Here is a 24,336-nt window from a genome sequence, read left to right as displayed (position 1 = left end):
CGTCCACCCGCCAGCCCGGAGCCCGGGCGGACCGGGGTCAGGTGGATCATCGGCCGGGAACGGCCGCCGGACGACGCAGGCCCGTCCGGCAGCCGACGGCCCGCCGGGGCAGGGCGGATCAGTCAGGTGAGCTGGGCGACCAGGTCCTCGACCGAGGTCACCGGCCGTTGGCAGACGAACCCCCGGCAGACGTACGCGGTGGGCCGCCCGTCGACCAGCGGCCGGTCGGCGAGCAGCGGCACCCCGGGCTGGTCGGGCCGGCCGGCGACCACCACCGCACCGGGTGGGGCGTGCCGGTGCGCGGCGGCGACCAGCGGGTCCCCGGCCGGGTCGTCGGTGACCACCGCGATCTCGTACGGCCCGGACAGCAGCGCCTCACCGGCGGACGCCGCGTACCCGGTGAACCGGGCGTGCCGGCCGACGATCGGTGCGACGGTCGACAGGGCCGCCTCCGCCGCCTCCCGGTAGCGGGTCTCCCCGCTCAACGCCGCGTACGCGCTCAGCGCCGCCACGATCGCCGACCGGCCCGACGGGGTGGCGTTGTCGGTCGGGTCGGCCGGCCGGGTGACCAGCCGTTCGGCGTCGTCGGCGGTGTCGTAGAAACCGCCGTCGGAGGCGGCGAACCGGGCCAGCGCCACATCCAGCAGGCCACCGGCCAGCTCCAGCCAGCGGCCCTCGCCGGTGAGCTGGTGCACCGCGCAGAACGCCTCGGCCACGCAGCCGTAGTCCTCCAGCACACCGGCCGGCTCGCCGACCGTGCGGTCCCGGGAGGCCCGGCGGAGCCGGCCGTCGACCAGGTGCACACCGGCCAGGTGTTCGGCGGCGTCGCGCAGCGCCCCGTCGGCGACGATGGCGACCCCGTCCATCAGGTTGGCGTCCTCGTCGTCGGGGTCGGCGTAGAGCGCGGCGACCTGGACGAACTCGACGAGCGCGGTGACCGCCAGGCCGTTCCAGGCGGCCACCACCTTGTCGTCGCGGGCCGGTTGGGGGCGGGTGTCCCGGGCGGCCAGCAGCCGGCCCACCACGCTGCGCCACCGGTCCCGGATCTGCGGGTCGGCGTCGTCGACGTCCCGGGCCAGCCGCAGCACGCTCGTGCCGTGCTCGAAGGTGCCCGCCCCGGTGACGTCGAACAGGTCGGCGGCCCAGCGGCCGTCGTCCTCGCCGAGCGCCTCGACGAGCTGGGCCGGGGTCCAGGCGTAGGTGAGGCCCTCCACCCCGTCGGTGTCGGCGTCGAGCGCGGAGGCGAAACCGTCACCGGGGCGGTGCAGCTCGTCGGCGAGGAACCGGGCGGTGTCCCGGGCCACCCGGCGGGCCAGCCGGTCGCCGGTGAGCCGCCACAGCTGGGTGTAGACCCGCAGCAGCAGGGCGTTGTCGTAGAGCATCTTCTCGAAGTGCGGCACCGTCCAGTGGGCGTCCACCGAGTAGCGGGCGAACCCCCCGGCGAGCTGGTCGTACAGGCCGCCCCGGGCCATCGCCTCGGCGGTGTGCCGGACGATCTCCAGGCTGCGCGTCGACCCGGTGCGCCGGTGGTGCCGGAGCAGGAACAGCAGGTTCATGTGCGGCGGGAACTTCGGTGCGCCGCCGAAACCGCCGTTGGTCTCGTCGTACTCGGTGGCGAGTTGGGTGGCAGCGGCGTCGAGCAGGTCGGCGGTGAGCGGGGCGGTGGGGCCGCCGACGGCCTGGGCGCCGCCGATCGCCTCGACCACCGCCGCACCCTGCCGCAGTACGGCCTCCCGCTGCTCCCGCCACGCGGTGCCCACCGACTCCAGCAGCCGGACGAAGTTGGGCTTCGGGAAGTACGTGCCGCAGAAGAACGGGGTGCCGTCGGGCGTGGCGAAGACCGTCATCGGCCACCCGCCCTGGCCGGTCATCGCCTGGGTGGCGGTCATGTAGACGGCGTCGACGTCGGGCCGCTCCTCCCGGTCCACCTTGATCGCCACGAAACCGGCGTTGACCAGCGCGCCGACCGTCTCGTCCTCGAACGACTCGTGGGCCATCACGTGGCACCAGTGGCAGGCGGCGTAGCCCACCGAGATCAGCACCGGGACGTCCCGCCGCTTCGCCTCGGCGAACGCCTCGTCGCACCACGGCCACCAGTCGACCGGATTGTCGGCGTGCTGGAGCAGGTACGGCGAGGTGGCCTGGGCGAGTCGATTCACCCGACGACCCTATCCACCCCCGGGCGCACCCGTCCCGCCGAAACCGGGCCTTCCCCCGTTCACATTCATCGTCTTTGATCTGTGCGGGTGCGGTGATCGGCACCGGCCCGCGAGGAGGTACCCCCATGCGCGGTTCCCGTCTCCTGTCGGCGCTCACGTCGGTCGTGGTGGCCACAGCGGTGTTCAGCACCGCCGCCCCCGCCTCGGCCGCCGTGGACCCCGGCACCCGGGTCTCGGCGACCACCGTGGTCGGCACGCACAACGCGTACGAACGCGGGACGTACACCTATCTGGCGCAGGCGCTCGACGCCCGCCCCGGAATGATCGAACTGGACGTCTGGCCGGACATCATCACCAAGCAGTGGCGGGTCAGCCACTCCAACCCACTGGGCAACGACAACAACTGCGTCGCCGCCAGCACCCCCGCGCAGCTCTACACCGGCACCCGCAACAAGAACCTGGAACACTGCCTCGACGACATCCGGCTCTGGTTCGACGCCCACCCCGACGCCGGTCCGCTCCAACTCAAACTGGAGTTGAAGACCGGCTTCAGCAGCCGTACCGGGCAGGGGCCCGTCCAGCTCGACGCGGTGCTCGCCGCCCGCCTCGGCAGCCGGGTGTTCCGCCCCGCCGACCTGCGCGGCGGGTACGCCACCCTGGACGCCGCCGCCCGCGCGAACGCCTGGCCGACCCGGGGGCAGCTCGCCGGGAAGGTGATCGTGGAGCTGATCCCCGGCACCGTCGAGGAGGGCAACCCCACCGACACCCTGTGGACCGACATCGAGTACGCCCAGCACCTGGCCGGCCTGGCGGCGGCGGGCACCCTCGGCCAGGCGCAGGCGTTCCCGGCGGTGCACCGGGCCCAGACCGGCGACCCCCGCAGCCGGTACGCCGACACCAGCCTGCGCCCGTGGTTCGTCCTGTTCGACGGCGACGCGTCGGCCTACGTCACCGGCGGCATCGACACCTCCTGGTACGACACCAACCACTACCTGCTGGTGATGACCGACGCGCAGAACGTCCCCCCGGCGGTCGGCAACACCGATCCGGTGGCCGCCCGCGCCCGCCTCGCGCAGCTCGCCGCCGCCCACGCCAGCGTCGCCTCCGCCGACTGGGCCGCACTGCCGACGGTGGTCGGCGAGGTCCTCCCCAGAGGCTGACCCGCCCACCGCCAGGGTGGCCCGCGTTCCGACGTAGGCACGCGGGCCACCCCGTCCCCGCCCCGCCCCGCCCCGCCGCGCCGCCCGCCGCCCGCCGCCCGCCGCCCGCCGCCCGCCGCCCGCCGCAAGATCGTGCTTGATCCTGGTTGTAGTGGCCTCAGAAACCGCCGAGACCACTACATCGTGGATCGAGCACGATCATGCCGTCGCCACACGCCCGAGGACGGGCATCGCCACACGCCCGAGGACAGGCGTCGCCACACGCCCGAGGACAGGCGTCGCCACACGCCCGAGGACGGACATCGCCACACGCCCGAGGACGGGCGTCGGCACGCGCCCGAGGAGGGGTGGGGTTGTGGGGTCAGGAGGCGCCGTCGGCGCGCAGGGGGAAGACGTTCGACTCGGCGGAGTCGCGCAGCGAGCCGAGCACCGCGCCGATCTTGTCGGCCGGCATCGGCTTGAAGAAGTGGTAGCCCTGGGCGGCGGTGCAGCCCAACGCCACCAGTGCGGCCCGCTGCTCAGCCGTCTCCACGCCCTCGGCGACCACCCGCAACCCCAACTCGTGGGCGAGGCCGACGGTGGCCCGGACGATCGCCGCCGCCTCCGGTGAGTCGGCCATCCGGATCACGAAGGACCGGTCCACCTTCAACTCGTCGACCGCGATCCGGGTCACGAACGACAGCGACGAGAACCCGGTGCCGAAGTCGTCGACGGCCAACTGGACGCCCATCGACCGCAGGTTCGCCAACACCTCGTCGATCACCTCCAGCTCGCTCATCACCACCGTCTCGGTGATCTCCAGGACCAACCGGTGCGGCGGCACCTGGTGGCGACGCAGGGCGTCGGCGATCTCCGCCGGCAACCGGGGATCGAGCAGGCTGCGGGCCGAGAGGTTCACCGAGATCGGCACGTCCAGCCCGTCGCGGGCCCACTCGGCGGCCACCGACAGCGCCTTGTCCAGCACGTACCGGGTGAACGTGCCGAGCTGCTCGCTGTTTTCCACCGGGCGGATGAAGTCGGCCGGGCTGAGCCAGCCCCGCCGGGGATGCCGCCAGCGGATCAGCGCCTCCACCCCGGTCGGTGCGCCGGTGGCCAGGTCGACCGCCGGTTGCAGGGCCAGCACCAGCTGGTCGTCGGCCTGCAACGCCTCCCGCAGTTCGGCCAGCAGGGCCAACTGGTCGGTGCTGGCCGCGTCCCGGGTGCTGTCGTACGCGGCGACGCTGCCGCCGCCCTCCTTCGCCTGGTACATGGCGATGTCGGCCCGGCGCAGCAGCTCGGTCAGGTCGGCGGTGCCCGCACCGGCCACCACCACCCCCACCGACACCTCGACCGACATCCGCACCCCGGCCACCTCGGTCGGCGCGGCCAGCCGCTCGGCGATCTCCCGGGCCTGCCGCAGCGCGTACGCCATCGGGGCGGCCCGGTCGCCGATCACCGGGACCGACGTCAGCAGCAGGGCGAACTCGTCGCCGCCGAGCCGGGCGAGTAGGTCGCCGGGGCGGGTCAGGGTGCCCAGCCGGTTGCCGGTGAGCCGCAGCAGCTGGTCGCCGGCCGCGTGCCCGAGGGTGTCGTTGACCTCTTTGAACTGGTCGATGTCGAGCAGCAGCAGGGCCACCGGATGATCGTGGACGAGCTGCCGCAACGCCTGGTCGCCCTTGGTCAGCATGGCCGTCCGGTTGACCAGCCCGGTCAGCGCGTCGTGCACCGCGTCGTACGACGAGCGGGCGCTGACCAGCCGCAACTCCCGATGGGTCGCCGCGTCGTGCAGCGCGGCGGCCAACGCGTCGGAGTAGGCGGCCACCGCGTCGCGTTCCCGGTCGTTCGGCGGCCCGGTGGAGGGGAACCGGACCCGCAACTGTCCGACCTGGACGTCACCGACGACGAGCGGCCGGACCAGTTCGTGGGTGTCCACGGTGGCCCCGGCGGGTGGCCCGGTCTCCCGGTCGGCCACCTGCCCCGAGGCGTCGCCCCGGTAGCGCCGCCAGCGGCCGTCACCCCGGGCCACGTCCACGTCAACCAGTTCGGCACCGAAGAGGGCCAGCGCGCCGGTGACCGCCGCCGTGGCCACCCCGCGCTCGTCGAGCTGGTTGAGCGCGGCGGTGGCCTCGGCGAAGGCCCGCCAGGTGCGCTGTTCCTGGTCGGCGCGCAGCCGGTGCCGGTAGGTCTGCTGGAGCAGCCAGAGCAGCGGTGGGAGCAGCAGCAACCAGCGCGGGTCGACCTCCAGCAGGGCCACCACGACCAGCCCGACCACCACGTTGCCGACGAACATCAGCACCTTGCCGCGCAGGGCGACGAGCAGCGCCGGACCAACCGCCACGCCGTGCCGCAGGGCGAGGGTGGCCCCGCCCAGCCCGGCGGTGGTGAGTAGGTAGGTGACCGCGCCGGCGACCAGGGCGGGCACGAGGGCCGGGGTGGGGCCGGCCAGCAACGGCTGACCGAGGGCGGTGGCGACGGCGACGGCGAGCGCGGTGGCTGCGGTCAGCGAGGCGGCGATCCGCAGCAGCTCCACCGGGGGACGGCGGTCGGCGGCCAGTGACATGGTCGTCCAGGCCACACCGGTGCCGAGCAGCGCTGCGGCCGGCAACCAGCCGGCTGGCGCGAGATAGAGGCAGACGATCAGGGCCGCCTCGCCCCAGGTGATGCTCACCATCCCGGTGGCGGTGCGGAACCGCAACCGGGCGAGTTGGGACATCGCGAACACGGCGACGACGATGCCGAACCGGGCGACCGCGGGGAGCGGGTCGTCGGGCGGCAGGACGGTCGGCAGGCGCAGGCCGAGCGCCACCGCCACCAACGCGGTCAGGGTCACGGCGAGGGTGAGGACACGTACCCGCAGCGGGGTGTCCGGCGGCTCCGGCCCGTCGTCGGACGCGCCGGCCCTGCCGGAGGTCACCGCCCGGCTCCGTCCGCGGGGCCGTCGACGGCGCGACGGACGGACGCGGCTACGACGGTCATGGCACCCCCTCCCGCGCACGGCTCAGGGACTTTCGTCCCCCGGCGGAAGGCTAAGCCAATCCGGGTGGCCGCAACAGGGGTCGACGACCCGGATAAGCGTGATTCACGCCCCCGTCATCCCACTCAGGGCTGCTGGTGGCCGCTCGGCAGGTTCGTACGTGATTCCTGCCCGGTCGTCCCGTCCGACGGACCGGTGGCCGACGAATCGGTCCGGTCGGCCCCGACCGGGCCGCCCTGCTGGGGGAACCGCTCGGGCAACCGGCGCAGCCGGGAGTTCATGTTGCGGATCAGCAGCACGGTGGCGGTGCCGAGGAGCAGGATGAGGAACAGGCCCATCGGCCCGGCCAGACCACCCGTGCGGGTGTCCCCGAAGTTGTTCTCCGCGAGCACCTGGACAGTGTTGAGCATGGCATTTCTCCGATGTGCGGTGGAGTGTCAGCGTAGCCCCGGCCGCCGGTCACCCGGCATGGGCGGCTTCCCGTACCCCGGCGAACAGGTCGGACTCGGGCAGCGGGGAGTCGACCGTCGAGCGGGCGAGTTGGAAGTCCTCCGTCGGCCAGGCGTGCTGCTGGACCTCCATCGGCACGTGGAACCAGAAGCCGTCCGGGTCGACCTGGGTGGCGTGGGCGCGCAGCGCGTCGTCGCGGACCGGGAAGTATTCCGCGCACTGCACCCGGGTGGTGATCCGCGAACCCTTGTCCGGCCGCTCGTCCCAGCGCTTGAGCCAGTCCTCGTACGGTGAGGGGAGGCCCGCGGCCAGGGTGCCCTCGTGCAGGGCCAGGATCCTGCCCTTGGAGAAGCCGATGTCGTAGTAGAGCTTCAACGGCTGCCAGGGGGCGCCCAGTTCCGGGTACCGGGTCGGGTCGCCGGCCGCCTCGAACGCGGCCACGCTGACCTTGTGGCACATGATGTGGTCGGGGTGCGGGTAGCCGCCCTCCTCGTCGTACGTGGTGACGACGTGCGGACGGAACTCCCGCATCAGCTTGACCAGCGGCCCGGCCGCCACCTCGACGTCCTGGAGGGCGAAGCAGCCCTCGGGCAACGGCGGCAGCGGGTCGCCCTCGGGCAGGCCCGAGTCGACGAAGCCCAGCCAGGCCTGCTCGACGCCGAGGATCGCCCGGGCGGCGTCCATTTCGGCCCGCCGGATCTCACCGATGTTGGCCCACACGTCGGGGCGGTCGAGCTTGGGGTTGAGCACGCTGCCGCGTTCGCCCCCGGTGCACGTCACGACCAGCACGTCCACCCCCTCGGCGACGTATTTCGCCATGGTGGCGGCACCCTTGCTGGACTCGTCGTCCGGGTGTGCGTGCACGGCCATGAGCCGCAGCTTCTCTGCCAACGTGGGCGCTCCTCGTCTGTGCCCGCCGGCGGCCCGGTCCGGGTCGCTCGCCCGACCCGCCGCGGTGACCTGTCGGCGCGGCTGCCGACCTGCCGTTCCGGGCCCGGCCGCGGGCTGGGAAGATGGACCCTGTCATTCTTGCCGACGCGACCGACAACAACGCCAGGAGATGCCCGCCGGTGACCGAGACGCACGCCACAGTTCCCTCGGCCGCGCCGGTGTTCCCGCCCGGCCGGTACGGCCGCCGGCGGGAGCCCGGGCGTCGACGCCCGGCGCTGAGCTGGGCACTGGTGGCCGTGCTGATCGCCGGGTTGGTCCTAGCCGCGACGCAGCTCTACCAGCGCTACGGCGACCCGGAATACCGGCCCGAGGTGATCACCTACACCGATGCCAGCGACACCGGCGTGCGGGTCGACTTCCGGGTGACCGTGCCCGAGGGCGGCTCGGCGGTGTGTCTGGTGCGGGCCCGCTCGCACGCCGGCGTCGAGGTGGGGCACGAGGAGGTCACCGTAACCGCGTCCCCCGGCCAGCGGCACGTCACCGCCCGGCACCGGGTGGCGACCACCGAGCGTCCGTTCATCGGCGAAGTGGTCCGCTGCCGTCCGGCGGGCTGAACACCACGGTTGACCAGGGCGCGGCGACGCCACGGCGGGCGGGCGGCACGCTGCTCCCACCCGACCGGCTGATCAACGACGCCCACACGTGCCGGCCACTGGTAGGTTGGTAAGTCACCTGTCAGCCAGCACGCACATCCGAGGAGTACGCCTGTGTCCACCAATGACAACAAGGCGCCCGCCACCTGGCTGTCCCAGGACGCGCACGACCGCCTCCAGGCCGAGCTCGACGAGCTGATCGCCAACCGGCCGGTCATCGCCGCCGAGATCAACGCCCGGCGGGAAGAGGGCGACCTGCGGGAGAACGGTGGCTACCACGCCGCCCGCGAGGAGCAGGGCAAGGCCGAGGGCCGGATCCTCTACCTCAAGGAGCTGCTGCGCACCGCCCAGGTGGGCGAGGCGCCGACGGCCGACGTGGTGTCGCCCGGCATGGTCGTGACGATCTACTTCGACGACGACAAGGACGACACCGAGACGTTCCTGCTCGGGTCGCGGGAGATCGCCGCCACCACCGACCTGACGGTCTACAGCCCGGAGTCGGCGCTGGGCAGGGCCATCCTGGGCGGTCGACCCGGCCAGGCCTGCACCTACACCGCGCCCAGCGGCGCGGACATCAAGGTGACGATCGTCAGCTTCGAGCCGTTCTCCGGCTGAGCCGCACCGCCGCCGGGTCCGCGCGACCCGACGACGATCCATCGGTACGACCGAGGCGTGGCACCCGCCGGGGTGTCACGCCTCGGTCGTCAGGACCACCTGGTAGCCACTGGCCCGTAGGGCACTGATCAGGGTGTCGGAGTGCTCGACGCCCCGGGTCTCCACCGACAGGGCCACCTCCACCTCACCGAGCCGCAGGTGCGGATTGGCCCGCTGGTGTTCCACGTCGACCACGTTCGCCCGGTGCCCGGCGATCTCGGTGAGCAGTGAGGCGAGCTGACCCGGCCGGTCCGAGCAGCGCACGGTGACCCGCAGGTATCGGCCCGCTGCGGCGAGACCGTGTTCGATCACCCGCATCATCAGCAGCGGGTCGATGTTGCCGCCGGAGAGCACCGCGACCGTGGGGGTGTCCACCTGCACGACGCCGGCCAGCAGCGCGGCCACCCCGACCGCACCGGCCGGCTCGACCACCTGCTTGCCCCGCTCCAGCAGCATCAGCAGCGCCCGGGAGATGTCCTCCTCGCTGACGGTGACCATCTCGTCGACGAGCGTACGGACGTGACTGAAAGTGATCTCACCTGGCCGGCCGACCGCGATGCCGTCGGCGATGGTGGCGAACGCCGGCAGCCGGACCGGTTCCCCGGCGGCCAGCGAGGGCGGGAACGCGGCGGCGCTGGCCGCCTGCACGCCGATGATCCGCACGTCGGGTCGCAGCGCCTTCGCGGCCACCGCCATCCCGGAGATCAGGCCACCGCCACCGACCCCGGTGATGATCGTCCGCACCTCGGGGCACTGTTCGAGGATCTCCAGGGCGACGGTGCCCTGGCCGGCGATCACGTCCGGGTGGTCGAACGGGTGGATGAACACCGCGCCGGTGCGCTCGGCGAAGGTCTGCGCGGCCACCAACGACTCGTCCACGGTGTTGCCGACCAGCTCGATGCGGGCGCCGTACCCCTTGGTGGCGGCCACCTTGGGCAGCGGGGCGTTGACCGGCATGAAGACGGTGGCGTGGGTGCCGACCAGGCCGGCGGCGAGGGCCACCCCCTGGGCGTGGTTGCCGGCACTGGCCGCGACCACACCCTGCTCCCGCTCCTGCGCCGACAGCCGGGAGATCCGCACGTACGCGCCGCGCACCTTGTAGGAGCCGGCGCGCTGCATGTTCTCGCACTTGAGCCAGACCGGGCCGGCCAGCGCCGCGCTCAGCGGCCGGGACGGCTCCAACGGGGTGGTCCGGGTGACCCCGGTGAGCAGTTCCCGGGCGGCCCGTACGTCGGCGAGGTCGACCAGTTCCGTCATGCCCCGATCGTGCCACCCGCCCCCGGCGGCACCGGCGGCGACACCGCCCGCCACCAGCGGCGACGACGCGCTCACCGACCGCTGGTGGTCTCGCCGGGGTCAGCCGGCCGACGCCCCGGACCAGGTGGGCCCGCCCGGCACCGACGGCCCGGCACGGGACGGTCAGGCGGACGGGTCAGGCGGGCGGGTCAGGCGACTGCCGGGGAGCCCGTGTCGACCCGGGGATAGCCGGGGGCGTGCCGGGTCCAGGGGGCCTGCATCTCGAACTGCCCGGCGACACCGAGCAGCAGCAGTTCCGACCCGGGCGGGCCGACCAGTTGCGCGGCGACCGGCAGGCCGTCCGGGCGGCGGCCCACCGGCACCACGATCGACGGCAGGCCCGCGACGTTCCACGGGGCGGCGAAAGGGGCGTACCGGATGTTGGTCCTCATGTTCGCCAGCCAGGACCGGCCGGACCAGGAGGTGGCCTCCGGCGGCGGCCCGGCCAGCGCCGGGGTGAGCAGCAGGTCGACCGCGTGGTCGGTGAAGAAACCGACGGAGCGGTCGCGCCAGGCGGCCCGGTCGGCCTCCCGCACGTACCCCCGGCGTTGCGCCCACTCCCCCAACGCGACGTGCCGGCGGCTGCGCCGTTGCAGGCCGCGCCGGTCGATGCCGGCGGCCCGCACGTCGGCCGCGGCGGCGGCGAGCCAGGTGGCGATGCCCTGCAGGCCGAGCGAGGTCGGGTAGACCGGGTCGGCGGGCACGGTGTCGTGGCCGGCGGCGGCGAGCAGCCGGCCGGCGGCGGCCACCGCGTCCCGGTTGGGCGCGTCCGGCGACACGCCGCGCACCGGCGAGCGCAGCGACACGCCGACCCGCAGCCGGGGCGGGGGGACCAGCTTGTCCGGGCGACGCCCGGCGAGCACCTGGAAGCCGACGGCGGCATCGGCGACCGTGGTGGTGAGCATGCCGTGCTCGGTCAGCCCGAACCAGTCCTCCGCGCCGAGCTGGCACGGGACCACACCCCGGCCGGGCTTGAGCCCGACCAGGCCGCAGCAGGCGGCCGGGATGCGGATCGAGCCCAGCCCGTCGTTGCCGTGCGCGATCGGCACCAGCCCGGCCGCGACCGCCGCGGCGGCCCCGCCGGAGGACCCCCCGGGGGTACGCCGCAGGTCCCACGGGTTACGGGTGACGGCGGTCGCGTCGTCGGTGATCGCCCAGAGTCCCAGCTCCGGCATCCGGGTCACCCCGAGGATCACCGCACCCGCGCCGCGCAACCGGCGCACCACCTCGTGGTCGGCCTCCGCCACCGGGGTACGCGCGGCGACCGACCCGTTCCAGGTGGGCAGGCCGGCGACCGGGGTGTTCTCCTTGACCGCCACCGGCACCCCGGCGAGCGGGAGGTTCGCCAGCTCCTCCTGCTCGTCGACCTTCTCCGCCTCGGTGATCGCCTCGCCGCCCCGGACCACCCGGAACGCGGAGAGGGCGCCGTCGACCCGCCCGACGTGGTCCAGGTGGTCGGCGACGACCTGGGTGGCGGAGACGTCGCCCCGGCGTACGCCCCGGGCGATCTGCTTGGCGGTCGCCCCCACCCAGGTCGGCATGATGTCCTGCACGGCCACCTCTTCCCAGCCCGCGGTCAGCCCAGCGCCTGCTCCAGATCGGCGAGCAGGTCGTCGACCGTCTCGATGCCGACAGACAGTCGCACGAGATCGCCGGGAACTTCAAGCGGCGAGCCGGCAGCACTTGCGTGTGTCATCCGGCCCGGGTGCTCGATCAGGGACTCCACCCCGCCGAGCGACTCGGCGAGGACGAACAGCCGGGCCCGGTTGCAGACCTGCACGGCGTGTTCCTCGCCCCCGGCGGCCCGGAAGGAGATCATCCCGCCGAACCGGCGCATCTGCTTGGCGGCCACCTCGTGTCCGGGGTGCGACGGCAGGCCCGGGTAGATGACCTGGGCGACCTTGGCGTGCCCGTCGAGGAAGGCGGCGATCCGTTCGGCGTTGTCGCAGTGCCGGTCCATCCGTACCCCGAGGGTCTTGATGCCGCGCAGGGTCAGCCAGGCGTCGAACGGGCCGTTGATCGCGCCCATCGCGTTCTGGTGGTAACGCAGCTCGTCGCCGAGGGTCGGATCGGCGACGATCAACGCGCCACCGACCACGTCGGAGTGCCCGCCGACGTACTTGGTGGTGGAGTGCACCACCACGTCCGCGCCGTGCGCGAGCGGCTGCTGCAGGTACGGCGAGGCGAACGTGTTGTCGACCGCCAGCAGCGCCCCGGCCTCGTGCGCGATCCCGGCCAGGGCGGCGATGTCGGCGATGCCGAGCAGCGGGTTCGTCGGCGTCTCCACCCAGACGATCTTCGTCTCGGGGCGGATCGCGGCCCGGACCGCGTCGACGTCGGAGACCTTCGCCGGCGTGTACGTCAGCCCCCACCGCTCGGCGACCCGGGCGAACAGCCGGTAGGTGCCGCCGTACGCGTCGTCGGGGATCACCACGTGGTCGCCGGGCGAGCAGACCGTCCGCAGCAGGGTGTCCTCGGCGGCCAGGCCGCTGGCGAAGGCGAGCCCGACCCGACCCCCCTCCAGCGCGGCCAGGCACTCCTGGAGGGCGTCGCGGGTGGGGTTGCCGGAGCGGCTGTACTCGTAGCCCTGCCGGGGCGCTCCGACGGCGTCCTGGGCGTACGTGCTGGTCTGGTAGATCGGGGGGATCACCGCGCCGGTGCGGGCCTCCGGGTCCTGGCCGGCGTGGATGGCGAGCGTCTCGAAGCCGTGACTCATCCCGCAGACGTTAGTCCGCTCCGCCCCGCCCGCCGGGCGGAACCCACCCCCGCTCATCCCGCGCCGCGCCCCGGCGGCGTCCGCTCCGCGTGGTGGGCGGGCGCGCAGGGCTTTAGGCTGCGCGGGTGAGCGGGTGTGTGTTCTGTCAGATCGTGACCGGGGAGGTGCCGGCGTTCCGGGTGGCCGACGAGCCGGACGGGGTGGCGTTCCTGGACACCCGGCCCGTGTTCAAGGGGCACGTCCTGGTGGTGCCCCGCACCCACCTGGTCACCCTGACCGATCTGCCGGCGGCCGACCTGCCCGGCTACTTCGGGCTGGTGCAGCGCCTGGCGGCGGCCGTGGAATCCGGTCTGGGGGCCGGTGGGACCTTCGTGGCGATGAACAACCGGGTGTCCCAGTCGGTGCCGCACCTGCACACCCACGTGGTGCCGAGGACCAAGGGCGACGGCCTGCGCGGCTTCTTCTGGCCGCGTACCCGCTACGCAGACGACGCCGAGGCCGACTCCTACGCCGGGCGGGTCGCCGCCGCCCTGGCCTGAGACCCGCCGACATTCGGCGGGGCCCGAGGGCGAGAGCCGGGACGCAGCGGGTAAGGAAGCCGGGCCCGCCGGTGTTGCATGCGGGGAGAGGTACGAGAGGAGTTCCACCGTGTTCCTTCGCCGCATGAAGGCCGAGATGATCAGCCCCGACCAGGCCCTGCCCGGCCGCCCGATCGCGATGCCGATCGGGGACCGGCACGAGGTGCTGCCGTCGTCGCTGAAGGGCCCGTTCCCGGAGGGTGCCCAGGTCGCCGTCTTCGGCATGGGCTGCTTCTGGGGCGCCGAGCGGCTGTTCTGGACCCTCCCGGGGGTGCTGACCACGTCGGCCGGCTACGCGGGCGGCTACAGCGCCAACCCGACGTACGAGGAGGTGTGTTCGGGGATGACCGGGCACGCCGAGGTGGTCCAGGTGGTCTACGAGCCCACCGTGATCAGCTACGAGGACCTGCTCAAGGTGTTCTGGGAGAACCACGACCCGACCCAGGGCATGCGTCAGGGCAACGACGTCGGCAGCCAGTACCGCTCGACGATCTACACCACCAGCGACGAGCAGCTGGCCACCGCGCAGGCGTCCCGGGACGCGTTCGCGCCGATCGTGGCGCGGGCCGGCAAGGGTGAGATCACCACCGAGATCGCCCCGCTGGGCGACTACTACTTCGCCGAGGACTATCACCAGCAGTATTTGGCCCCGACGAAGAACCCGAACGGCTACTGCAACCACGGCCCCAATGGCATGACTTGTCCCGTTGGCGTGGCCAAGACCGCCTAGAACCGCAGGCCACCGGGCTTACGGCCCGGTGGCCTGCGCCGCCGATCCTCAAGATTCTGGACAGACTTCGCGCCAGTTACTGCCTACATTCGAACATGGCTGTCGTGCCGTTCACCGATGCCCGCAACCGCCTCTCGGAACTCATCGACGAGGTGACCTCGACCCACGAGCGGATAGAGATCACCAAGCACGGCCGCGGTGCTCATCTATGCCGACGATGCGCGGCTTTGGAGGAGACTCTGGAGGCCCTGTCCAGCGCTGAAGCCATGCGGCAACTTGCCACACCGCTCTCGGCAGCCGGGAGACCACAGAGGCGCCCCGCTCCGGCGGCGATGAACCGCCACCCTGCGCCGCCCCCGTCCGCCGACGTTGCCGTCAACTACTGCCGTCAAACGCCAGATCAGCCCCGCCAAGCACCGCTCGGCGGTGCCGATCTTTGCCACTGCATGGCCCTTCTCATGGCGCCGCTTGGTCGAATCAAGTAACGAAACCCATGCGGCTCATGAGAGCCGACGTTACGGAACCCGATGCTTGAGACCCATCAGAAAGAACCGAAGAACCGGTCCCACCAACTCGGCTCCTCAGAAGCGTGGAAACGCAAGCGAGTGGGCCCATCATAGCTTCTTGCAAGAAGTTCTTCCGGAATCGTGATGTACCCCGATTCAGCGAGAACTTGCTCCACCTTCTCAAGGTCATTCGCGTCGAGCTCACCTTCAGCCTGCGCTTCATCCGTACCCAAGAACGCTCCAGGGTTGTCGGCCGCCACCATTGCCAAGGGCTTGAACCTGCTCACCAGGGCAACAATCCCAGTCCCACAGACTGTAGCTTCCCCCGGCACTTCGATTCGTCCGTACTGCGCGGAATCCTGGATGTCTCGGTCGATTTCACAAGGCGTAGAGAAGCGAGAACCAACCTGCACAGCCAGACGGCTGAACGAAGCTGCGGCATCGGCCGCATCGTAATCAGCTGGCATTTCTGGAGATTCGGGATCGTCCAGACGATGCAACAGTTCCTTCAGATTCGCATCTCTCTCCACAAACCCTCCAATCATCGAATTCGCTACACCCGGATGGCCTGCTCGGCGCAGTGCCGACGCCTCGTTCATCCACGGCCACATCATCCCGGTCGACGGTGGTTCGCCGATCAGGTGAGGCGAACGGATCGGCCCGGGCCGGGATCGTTCCCCGCCCGGGCCACACCCGGTTCGACAGCCTGTTCGGTGACCGCGAATTCTCCTGACTACGCGCTAACTCTCGAGGCTGGACAGCGTCCTGTTCGCGGCCTCCACCACCGCGGGCCAACCAGGCGCCCGCAGATAGGCTTCGTCAGGAAGCTCGGTGCCACTCTCCTCGAAGAGCGAGTCGAGGGCCTGCGCCAATCCCCGCATGGCATCAGCTTCCTCCTGAGACCTCAGGTAGATGCCGATCGCGGCGTCCGGATCCTCCAGGACCTGCGTGTCGTCGTAAAGGATATGGACACGATGGGTGAACTCGTCGTACCCACCGGGCGGCAGTTCCCTTCGAACCCACGCTGACCACTGATAAGCCGGGTCTGACAAGGCTCTGACGGCCCGAACTATCTCGTTCCTCAGGTCGGGGAACCGAACCTCACTCATGGCTTGTTCCAGGATGACCAGCCTCGCCACTCACTGAGAGGGATGTGGGCGTTCGTAGGATCTTGATCGATGGCACCAGAGATTTGCTTGCCATCTCGTCCAACAACTTTGCCCTCGGAGCGAACGATGACATGGTCGACCTGCTGACTCGGGAAGGGAGAGTTCGGATTGCCTTGGTCGATCCTAACTCCATTGCCCTGATTCTTCGGATCCTGCCAGCGGAAACCCACGCCCTTCTTGTTCGCCCTGCCGGCGCCCCATGCCTCAGGGATCTTCCCGCCAGCGTCGGGGCTCCAGCCTCCACCCGTAGCACCCGAACCGGGCTTCCCGGCACCGCTGGCCCCGGTATTCGCTCCGCTCTTCGGCCCCGCTTGCCCTGCTTCCTTCGCGGCACCCGCTCCGGTGGCGCCCTTCGCCCCGCCGGCCCCACGACCGCCGGCGGCGATGCTGAAGGCGTCGAACAGCAGGTGACCGGTGGCCTTGCCGGGATGCCCGGACTTGACGTCGTTGGTCAACCCGTCCGACCAGTCCTTGACGGCCTGGCCGGGGTTGCTGAACGTCTTCTTCGCGGCGTCGCCGCGGGCCTTGCCTCGGCTCTTGGCCGCCTCGCTGGTGTCCTTGTCGACCAGCGGGTTGCCGCCGACCGCGGTGTCGTAGCCGACTTGCGCGATGGTCTCGGCAGCCCCCTTGGCGTCCGAGCCGATCGCCGAGGCGGCGTCCTTGACGAAGTCACCGACCTCGTCGGCGGCGTCCGAGAGCCAGTTGTGACCGTCCAGCTCCACGTTGCTGATCGGATTACCGCCGGCGAACGCGTACCGGTTGCCCGTGTACGGGTCGACGGCCAGTCCCAGGTCGTCCAGCGCCCCGTTGTACGAGTCTCGGGACAGGAACTGGTTGATCCCCGGGTCGTAGTCGCGGAAGCCCATGTCGTAGTCGCCGGTGGCCTGGTCGAACCGCTTGGACTGGAACCGGTAGGAGTTGTACGGGACCTTGTCCGGGTTCTCCGGGTTGCCCGCGTCCGGCTTGTCCACACCGGTGAACTGACCGGCGTCGTTCTTGCCGTAGGCGGTGTACCCGTAGGTGGCCCGGCCGTCGCCCTTGTCGTCGGTGATCTGCCCGATGTCGGAGGAACCGTCGTAACCGGCGTACGAGTCCTCCTGGGTGTTGTCGGTGTTGGTCTTGACCTGGGATAACAGATCACCGCCCGGGCCCCGCTGGTAGGACTTGACGACCTTGGTGCCCTCCAACTCGGCGGAGATGTCACCGGTCAGCCCGAGGTACGCGTACGTGGTGGTCTTGCCGCCGTAGGTGCGGGTCGCCTGGCGATCCAGCGGGTCGTACGTGTAGGTGGTGGTCTTGCTGCCCGGATTCTTGGTGTTGCTGACGACGTGGTCGAAGCCGTCGTAGGTGTAGCTCTCCAACGTGGTGCCGGCCGAGGTGACCGTCTTGAGCCGGCCGTACGGGTCGTAGGCATAGCTCGAACTCGCCGACACCCCGGCTGTGGTGGCGGTGGCCGTCGTCAGCCGGTTCTTGTCGTACTCGAAGGTGGTTTGGACCCCCCCGACGGTCTGGTCGACCACGTTGCTGTTGGCGTCGTGCACGTAGCTCTCGGTGCCGGCGCCGCTGCCGGTCTTGGTCACCGACCGGACGCGGTCCTGCGGGTCGTAGACGAAGGTTCTCGTGGTGTCGACGTACGCGGTGCGGTTGTCCGCGTTCTGCTTGTGCGAGACGTCCTTCGACTTCTGCCCGTTGGCCGTGTACTCGTAGGTGTGCTGGTTGACCACCGCGCCGCCGGATTTCTTCTCCACCTGGCTCTGGGTCGAGCCGTTGAGGAAGTAGTCGGTGGTGACGACGTTGCCGTTGCCCTTGGTCTCCGTAGCCGTCTGCCCGCGCTTGGTGTAGCTGTAGCGGGTGTACTTGGGCTTCGGGTCGGTCGGCGACGTCATGTTCTTGATCTCGGTCGCCAGGTCCCGTTCGGCCTCGTACGTGTACTCCGAGATCTGCGTGTCGTGGGTGCGCTTCTTGAGCAGGTCGTTCGGCTCGTACTCGAACGTCGTGGTGTTCTTGACCGTCGTGCTCTTCTTCTCCTCCACGCTGGCGACGCGGTTGAGCAGGTCGTAGGACACGACGTAGTTGTCGATGGCCGCCCCGGTGCTGGTGTCCAGCATCTTGGTGAGGTTGGCGTTGACGTCGTACTCGTAGGCGAAGTTCTTGCTGGGCGTGCCGGAGCCGGCGCCGTTGTCGGTCTGGCTCTTCTTCTTCCCGTCCGGGAAGTACGTCCAGTTCATCTGGCGGGGCGTGCCGCTGGCGCCGACGACCGACCGTGACGTCTGGGCGCCGTTGTCGTCGTAGCCGTAGCTGGTGGTGATGTTCCAGCCGACATCCTTCGAGGTGCGGATCCAGCCGTTGTCGAAGAACGTCTGCACCGTGTCGTTGCGGGTCGACTGGTCCTTCGACGGCGGGGCGGAGATGCGTTCGAGGTTGCCCACCGCGTCGTAGGTGTACGTGGTAACCGGCGGCGTGGTGAACCGCTCGTCGTCCCGGTCGTACGGCTGCTGGACCTCACGGACCCGGTTCAGCTCGTCGTAGAGCGTGACGGTCGCGAAGTCGTCCGGATCGTCGGTGGTGTCCACACCCCGCGGGCTGATCTGCCGGGAGAGGTTGCCGACCTCGTCGTACTCGTACTTGGTGGTGCGGTGGGTGATCGTGCCGCTGACCGACCGGTACGGCACCTTCTCCTCGGTCAGCGCCGACCGCTCGTCGTACGTCATCACCGCCCGGTTGCCGTCCTGGTCGATCGAGACGGTCGGGTTGCCGTCCCGGTCGTACTCGACGCCTGTGGTGTTGTTCTTGGCGTCGATGCTCGTCTTGATCCGGTGGTTGAGGTCGTAGAGGAACTGGGCGGTCCAGTCGTTGGTCTGCGGGGTCGCGTTCTTGCGCTGGTCGGTCTGCTGCCTGACGTTGCCGGCCAGGTCGTAGTCGATGGTGACCCGGCCGGTGAGCGCGTCGGTGGCCTCGGTCGGCCGGTTCAGCTCGTCGTAGACGTAGACGGTCGTGTAGTCGGTGATGTCGCCCGGGGTCAGCATGCCCTTCGGCTCGGTCACCTTGACGACGTTGCCGACCTGGTCGTACTCGTACTTCGTGGTCGACGCGTCGGCGTTCGTCGTGTCCTTCGCGGTGGTGACCGTGCTCGGCCGGTCCAGCGCGTCGTAGACCGCGGTGGTCACCGCCCCGGTGGGCGTGGTCTGCTGGGTGACGTTGTCGTTCTTGTCGTAGACCGGCGCCGGGGTGGTGATGTAGACGCCGTTCGCCGCGTCCTTCGGCACCCGTTGGGTCAACGGCCGCCCGAGGCTGTCGTACGTGTAGGTCGCGGTGTGCTGGTTCGGGTCGGTGACGGTGAGCACGCCGCCGATCGCCGAGTACGTGTACGTCGTGACCTTGGTCCGCGCGTCGGTGATCGTCCTCGGGTAGCCGACGGGGTCGTAGTCGGCGTAGCGGGTGACGTGGTCGTTGGCGTCCGTCGCCGTGGTCATCCGCCCGACCGTGTCGTACGCGTAGCTCGACATGTAGTCACCGACGGCGGTCGTGGCGGTGCCCTTCGGGTCGGTCACCGAGGTCAGGTTGCCGACCGCGTCGTAGCCGAAGCTCCAGTGCCGGCCCTCCGGCGAGTACTTGTCGGTCAGCTCGGCGGTGTGCCCGGACAGCCCGTACCGGTAGTCCATCCGCAGACCGGCGGTGTTGTTCTTGTTGGCCTCCGGATCCTTGATCTCCAGGGGGTAGCCGGTCACCTGGTCGAACCGCCAGGTGCTGACCGCGCCGCCGGCCTCCTCCAGCCGGGCGACGTTGTTGTCGGCGTCCCAACCGAGAATGGTCGCCTGGTTCTTGGCGTTGGTGATCCGGGTGGCCCGGCCGAAGCCGTCGATCATGCTCTCGGTGGCTCGCCCCTTGGGGTCGGTCACCGTCGTGATCACCGCGTTGCTGTCGTCGCCGTCCGGGTTCTGGTAGTCGACGTAGGTGACCTTGTTCAGCCGATCGGTGACCGTGTTCACCTTGCCCTGCAGGAAGGCGTCACCGAGATCGTTGTAGGCGACCTTCGTGCTGCCGGCGGGGGTGCGGGGGTCGGTGATCCGATTCAGACGGGCGTTCTGCGGGCCCTGCGTCTCGTCGTAGGCGAAGCCGAACACCTTGGCCTCGGCGGTGCCGGACCCGTCGGTCACCTCGCGCAGCAGACCGCTGTCGCTGTACACCAGGGACAGCACCCGGCCGCTCACGTCCGTGATCGACCGGACCTGGTCGATGATGCGCGGGTTCTGCAGGTTTGTCAGGGACTGCTTCGTGCCGTTGACGAACGCGGTATAGCTGTCACCGGCGGCGTAGTAGTCCAGGCTCAGCGTCCGCCGGTTGTCCGGGTCGGTCAGGTAGCGCAGGACCGAGGTGTCCCGGTTGTCGACCCGCATCCGCTCGTACGTGAACAGCAACTGGTTGCCGTTCCGGTCCCGCACGGCGCTCTGGTAGCCCTGCTCGTCGAAGACGAACTGGCTGCGGTCCGGCCGGGTCATCGTCCAGGACTGACTGGTGTCACCGCTGTTGGTGCGTTGCAGGTACAAGTGGACCCCGGCGGGCTGCACGTACCGCCAGTCGGCCGGATTGCCGCTGCCGTGCTTGTCCAGGTTGAACAGGTGGGTGGTGCCGTCCCCGTCGGTCATCGCCACCTGCTGCGGCCAGGTCGCGTCGCCGCCCCGGAACTGCAGCGGCGAGCCGAGCCGCACCGCGCTCGACGTGGACAGCGACCAGCCCTGACCCATCGACGAGGTGGACGTGTCCTGGCTGTTGTAGGTCAGCCTCACGAAGGTCGACACACCGCGGCTCGGGTTGGACAGCGGGTTGTAGCCCACGACCGCGTTGCCGGAGAACTGGTTGACCATCAGCGAGGCGCCGGAACCGACGCTGCCGCCGGTGTACTGGTAGAACTTCTCCAGGCCGAGCTGGTCGGAGGTGGGGTCCTCGACCGCGACCGACTGGTCCAGCGGCTCGATCTGCGCGCTCTGCGACAGCCACTGGCCGGTGGTCTTGTTCCGCAGCTCCCACTTCAGCACGTACGGTTCCCGGCGGTCACCGTCGCTGCCGGACGTCGGCGCCTTGACCGTGCCGTTGATCGTGACCACGCCACCCGGCGCCTGCGCGGACGGCAGGGGCGTCTCGATCGGGTTGCCTGCGGTGGTGACGTCGGTGCCGTCCCGACGCGTCCAGTGGTAGGACAGCACCCAGTCCGACGGCGACCACACCGACGCTGTCGTGTTCGTGACGGTCACCGGGACCAGGTACTGGTCACCGGGGACCATCCGGCCCGGCGTGTTCGGCGCGTAGTAGGTGCTCTCGCTGGTCGGCGCGGTGAAGATGACCCGCAGCCGGGGGCGCAGCGACGGCTCCGCCGCCTCGGCGGAGAGGAACAACATGCGCTGCTCCGCGCCGGCCTCGTCGGCCTGCCGGATCAGCACGCCCTTGTTGGTGTTGGGGGTGTCGATCCACCGCTGCACCAGTGGCCCGGCCTCCCAGTTGGTCCAGCCCGGGTCGCCGTTGAGGGAACCGACCGTGGACTGCACGGTCGACTCGGCGTCCCCGCCCGGCGTGGTCCAGGCGACGCCGGACTGGGCGCTGTTCCAGGTCGAGGTGGTCTCATTGAAGTCGCGGGTCAGCCCGCGTAGCTGGAACTGCTGCTGGCCGATGCCGGTGCCCTCGGTGTACCAGCCCCAGAGCCCGACCTGAGCGTTGATCACCTTGGTCTTCGCCGGCAGCCCGGTCACCGTGGGGAACTTGAGCACGGCCCGGCTGGTGCCGTAGATCGAGCCCTTGTTGCCGACCTGGAGTTCACCGCCGGCATCCAGCGTGTCCCAGTTGCTCGTCGGCTTTGCACTGGTCAGCGTGTTGTCGTCGGCACCGGTGAAGAACTTGATCACCTGGCCGGCCTTGGGCAGCCGCACCATCTGCGTCTGCGCCGGCAGGACCGTCCCGTCCCGCAGCCGCGCGGCGACCATGTAGAAGAAGGCGTCGCCGAACTGGCTCGTCGAGTTCGCCGGGGTCGGCGTGGCGTGGGTATCCGAATAGGTGGTGCGCCCCGGACGGACCGGCGCGACGAGCGTCGCCGCGCTCGGCATGAAGTCCTGTGTCCGGCTGGCGTGCACCTGGTACTCGAGCAGGTCGTCGTCGGGTGACGAGGACGGGTCCGCGTAGGTCGACCAGGACAGGTCGGCACCGGTCGCCCGGATGGTGTCCACCGGTTTCAGCGCGACCCCGGGGCGTCCCCAGGTCAGCACCAGCTTCGGGCCGTGGTCGTCCTCGCCGCCGTAGGAGAAGTCGCCCGACTCATAGCGCGGGCCGCCGTTCTTGTTCGACTCGTCCTTGCCCTTGATCATGAAGCCGTGGTTGGTGCTCTGGTCGGCCAGCCAGCCCTGCACGATCGACCGGACGCTGTAGCTGTGCCAGGCGTTGGTCTGGTGCAGCGGCTTGGTCACCTCGGCACGCTTGACGAAGCGCACCCCGTCCGCGACGACGGTCTTGTTGGCCACGTCGCCGAGGACCACCTTGTGCGTGGTGCCGGCCTTGAAGGCGTACGAGCCGATCGACACCCAGGAGCCGTTGCCGGAGCCGGTGGTCTGGTTGACCGGCTTCACCACTGACCCGCCGTCGTAGTAGACGGTGTACGGCGCGTTCGTCGCCCGATTGCTACCCGGCACGTAGTGCACGAACACCTCGTACTGGCCGGTCTCGGTCAGCCTCGGCACCCAGGTGAACGTCTGCCCGGTGGTGGCGTCGGCGTTGTAGCGGTACGCGCCGTTGAGCGCCTGGCTGCGATCCGTGCCGGTGGCGCCCACCCACTCGCCGGAGGCGGTGACCTTCGCGGCGTCCGCCTCGTCGACCTGCTCGCGGTTCTCGCCCACCTCGGCGAACTTGCCGCTCATGCTGTTCCACGTCGCGGTGCTCTCGGTCCACGCCGAGGTGACCCGACGCGCCTCGAAGTTCATCGACGCGTCGTCCGCGCCACCGTGGGTCTGGTCGAAGTACATCTCCAGCTGGGCCGAGTCGAGCGTCGTGTTCGCCGGCACCTTCGACAGGTCGAACTTGGTCAGCGACCGGAACGTGCCACCCGTCGACGCGCCCGCGGAGAGCTTCCACGTGCTGTCGAAGTTCTCGTCCGGGCCGCCGGAGGCGAGCATGACGTCCTGGGCCTGGCTCAGCGTCGGCTGGACCTTGATCGTCGGGTCGATGACCACCGGGTACTTCCGGTCCGGGCTGCGCAGCCAGTCACCGTCGGCGGTCACCGTCACCGTGGTCCGGCCGTCCTGCTGGCCGACCCGCTGGCTGACCTGGTAGCTCACCTTCTTGCCGACCACCGAGTCCGGGTCGTCCGCGCTGTCGTACATGTACGGACGCGGCATGGTGAACAGCGCCGGGCCCTCGCGGTCCGTGGCGTAGAACGACACCGAGCCGTCGGTCTGCGGAACCGGCCGCACCTTGTCGGCGTCGAGCGTGAACGACCACGTCGCCGGTCCGCTCGGCGGGGCGGCGAGCACGATCTGCTCCTTGACCGCCGAGCGCGTCACCTCGTAGACGAGGTCGGCGTCGCCGGCCGCGCGCGGGTAGGTGACCCGGGTGCCGCGCACCGTCGGCTGCAGGGAACGTGGCGCACCGGCCAACCCCAGGGTCAGCCCGTGGCCGCCGGTCGAGTACGACAGGACCCGGTCGCTGCGGTCACCGAACCGGCCGACGAACGAATTGCGGGTGGCGGCGTACGGAAAACCCGCGGTGGTCGCGGCGCTGACCGCAGGCTGGATGTCCTGCCAGCGTCCCTTACCGTCGCGGTAGTGCACCGGCTCGCGGCTGACCTCGGCCTGGGTCCGGCCGTCCGCGAGTTGGAAGACCTTCGTGGTCGCGGTGCGGCGGTCGGTCAACTCGCGGACCCGCCGGGGCGCGGGCATCGCGGTGGCCGCCACCGGCCGGGCCACCGACGGCAGCACCTGGGCCGGGCCGGGCGGGGTCGTCGACACATCGCGGCCCTTGGCCGAGGGCGGGCGGAGCACCGTGCCGGGGCGGGGTGTGGGTTTGCCGTCGCTCGGCGGCCGGGCTTGGGCCGGTGCGCCGGAGACCACCAGAACGGCAGCGATCGCCGCCGCGAGCAGATGGCGGGTATGGCGTGAGTGCATGCGTAGTCCTCCACGCGGAGAGCACGAAAAATGGGCGCGATGGATCCCGGCACGTGACGTGCCGCTCGTGACGCCGCGAGATGGAGAATCGGCGCGCAACTGCGCGCCAGACACCGCGACCAAGGCTCTGGGAATGAGTCGGTTCAGCGCCCCCCGTGGGTGCCGCCGCAGAATGTAACAACCTTCGATGCCATTGAACAACAGTTGTCGTCGATCAATTTTCGCTTAAAGAAACTGCATCAGCACGCTCAGTGAGAGAACTTTATGGTCATAAACGGTC

General features: G+C 70.6%; 16 protein-coding genes. 6 read left to right on the top strand and 10 right to left on the bottom strand.

The window, feature by feature from the left end:
• Positions 1–122 precede the first annotated feature (122 nt).
• A complete protein-coding gene (locus AB0B63_RS18360; protein ID WP_357019921.1) occupies positions 123–2,159 on the bottom strand; it encodes a thioredoxin domain-containing protein in 2,037 nt (678 codons plus the stop codon).
• 125 nt (positions 2,160–2,284) lie between these two features.
• Here AB0B63_RS18360 and AB0B63_RS18355 point away from each other — a divergent pair, with 125 nt between their 5' ends.
• Positions 2,285–3,319, top strand: a complete 1,035-nt coding sequence (locus AB0B63_RS18355) for a phosphatidylinositol-specific phospholipase C domain-containing protein (protein ID WP_357019918.1) — start codon at positions 2,285–2,287, stop codon at positions 3,317–3,319.
• Between the two features lie 361 nt (positions 3,320–3,680).
• Here the strand turns inward: AB0B63_RS18355 and AB0B63_RS18350 are convergent, their stop codons facing one another.
• From AB0B63_RS18350 to mca, 3 genes are all read right to left on the bottom strand, one after another.
• On the bottom strand, positions 3,681–6,155 hold the full coding sequence (locus AB0B63_RS18350) for a bifunctional diguanylate cyclase/phosphodiesterase (RefSeq protein ID WP_244252792.1): 2,475 nt from the start codon (positions 6,153–6,155) through the stop codon (positions 3,681–3,683).
• 242 nt (positions 6,156–6,397) lie between these two features.
• Positions 6,398–6,682, bottom strand: coding sequence for a hypothetical protein (locus AB0B63_RS18345; protein ID WP_208568517.1), 285 nt, complete (start codon positions 6,680–6,682; stop codon positions 6,398–6,400).
• A gap of 49 nt (positions 6,683–6,731) precedes the next feature.
• Positions 6,732–7,613, bottom strand: coding sequence for a mycothiol conjugate amidase Mca (gene mca / locus AB0B63_RS18340; protein ID WP_357019913.1), 882 nt, complete (start codon positions 7,611–7,613; stop codon positions 6,732–6,734).
• 179 nt (positions 7,614–7,792) lie between these two features.
• Between mca and AB0B63_RS18335 the strand changes: the two genes are divergently transcribed.
• Entirely contained in the window at positions 7,793–8,227 is a 435-nt protein-coding gene (locus AB0B63_RS18335; RefSeq protein ID WP_208568519.1) for a DUF4307 domain-containing protein, read from the top strand.
• 153 nt (positions 8,228–8,380) lie between these two features.
• A complete protein-coding gene (gene greA / locus AB0B63_RS18330) occupies positions 8,381–8,881 on the top strand; it encodes a transcription elongation factor GreA (RefSeq protein ID WP_208568520.1) in 501 nt (166 codons plus the stop codon).
• Between the two features lie 75 nt (positions 8,882–8,956).
• Here greA and ilvA read toward each other — a convergent pair whose 3' ends face one another.
• The 3 genes from ilvA to AB0B63_RS18315 all read right to left on the bottom strand — a co-directional run bounded on the left by ilvA (position 8,957) and on the right by AB0B63_RS18315 (position 12,932).
• Complete coding sequence (gene ilvA / locus AB0B63_RS18325; protein WP_219467271.1) at positions 8,957–10,177, bottom strand: threonine ammonia-lyase; 1,221 nt, start codon at positions 10,175–10,177, stop codon at positions 8,957–8,959.
• Between the two features lie 188 nt (positions 10,178–10,365).
• Positions 10,366–11,775 (bottom strand): amidase family protein, encoded by a 1,410-nt coding sequence (locus tag AB0B63_RS18320; RefSeq protein ID WP_357019908.1) that lies wholly within the window; start codon positions 11,773–11,775, stop codon positions 10,366–10,368.
• A 17-nt stretch (positions 11,776–11,792) separates the two neighbouring features.
• Positions 11,793–12,932 carry a cystathionine gamma-synthase gene (locus AB0B63_RS18315; protein WP_357019905.1) on the bottom strand — a complete coding sequence of 380 codons (1,140 nt, stop codon included), beginning with the start codon at positions 12,930–12,932 and terminating at the stop codon, positions 11,793–11,795.
• Between the two features lie 125 nt (positions 12,933–13,057).
• Between AB0B63_RS18315 and AB0B63_RS18310 the strand changes: the two genes are divergently transcribed.
• The 3 genes from AB0B63_RS18310 to AB0B63_RS18300 all read left to right on the top strand — a co-directional run bounded on the left by AB0B63_RS18310 (position 13,058) and on the right by AB0B63_RS18300 (position 14,725).
• Positions 13,058–13,471 carry an HIT family protein gene (locus AB0B63_RS18310; protein ID WP_357019901.1) on the top strand — a complete coding sequence of 138 codons (414 nt, stop codon included), beginning with the start codon at positions 13,058–13,060 and terminating at the stop codon, positions 13,469–13,471.
• 109 nt (positions 13,472–13,580) lie between these two features.
• Entirely contained in the window at positions 13,581–14,240 is a 660-nt protein-coding gene (gene msrA / locus AB0B63_RS18305) for a peptide-methionine (S)-S-oxide reductase MsrA (RefSeq protein ID WP_357019897.1), read from the top strand.
• Positions 14,241–14,344: 104 nt separating this feature from the next.
• Positions 14,345–14,725, top strand: a complete 381-nt coding sequence (locus AB0B63_RS18300; protein WP_357019894.1) for a type II toxin-antitoxin system prevent-host-death family antitoxin — start codon at positions 14,345–14,347, stop codon at positions 14,723–14,725.
• 56 nt (positions 14,726–14,781) lie between these two features.
• On the opposite strand, the gene AB0B63_RS18295 is transcribed toward AB0B63_RS18300, so the two are convergent.
• The 3 genes from AB0B63_RS18295 to AB0B63_RS18285 form a co-directional block, all read right to left on the bottom strand.
• Positions 14,782–15,345 (bottom strand): hypothetical protein, encoded by a 564-nt coding sequence (locus tag AB0B63_RS18295; RefSeq protein WP_357019892.1) that lies wholly within the window; start codon positions 15,343–15,345, stop codon positions 14,782–14,784.
• 141 nt (positions 15,346–15,486) lie between these two features.
• Complete coding sequence (locus AB0B63_RS18290) at positions 15,487–15,855, bottom strand: hypothetical protein (protein WP_357019889.1); 369 nt, start codon at positions 15,853–15,855, stop codon at positions 15,487–15,489.
• Positions 15,852–24,056: a DNRLRE domain-containing protein gene (locus AB0B63_RS18285; protein WP_357019886.1), complete on the bottom strand. Its 8,205-nt coding sequence runs from the start codon at positions 24,054–24,056 to the stop codon at positions 15,852–15,854. The genes AB0B63_RS18290 and AB0B63_RS18285 overlap by 4 nt, the downstream gene beginning before the upstream one ends.
• Between the last annotated feature and the right edge of the window lie 280 nt (positions 24,057–24,336).

It is taken from the genome of Micromonospora sp. NPDC049081 (assembly GCF_040648835.1).
GTDB lineage: Bacteria > Actinomycetota > Actinomycetes > Mycobacteriales > Micromonosporaceae > Micromonospora > Micromonospora antibiotica.
Note: the sequence above shows the minus strand (reverse complement) of the source record. Positions and strands in the feature narration are given on the sequence as shown.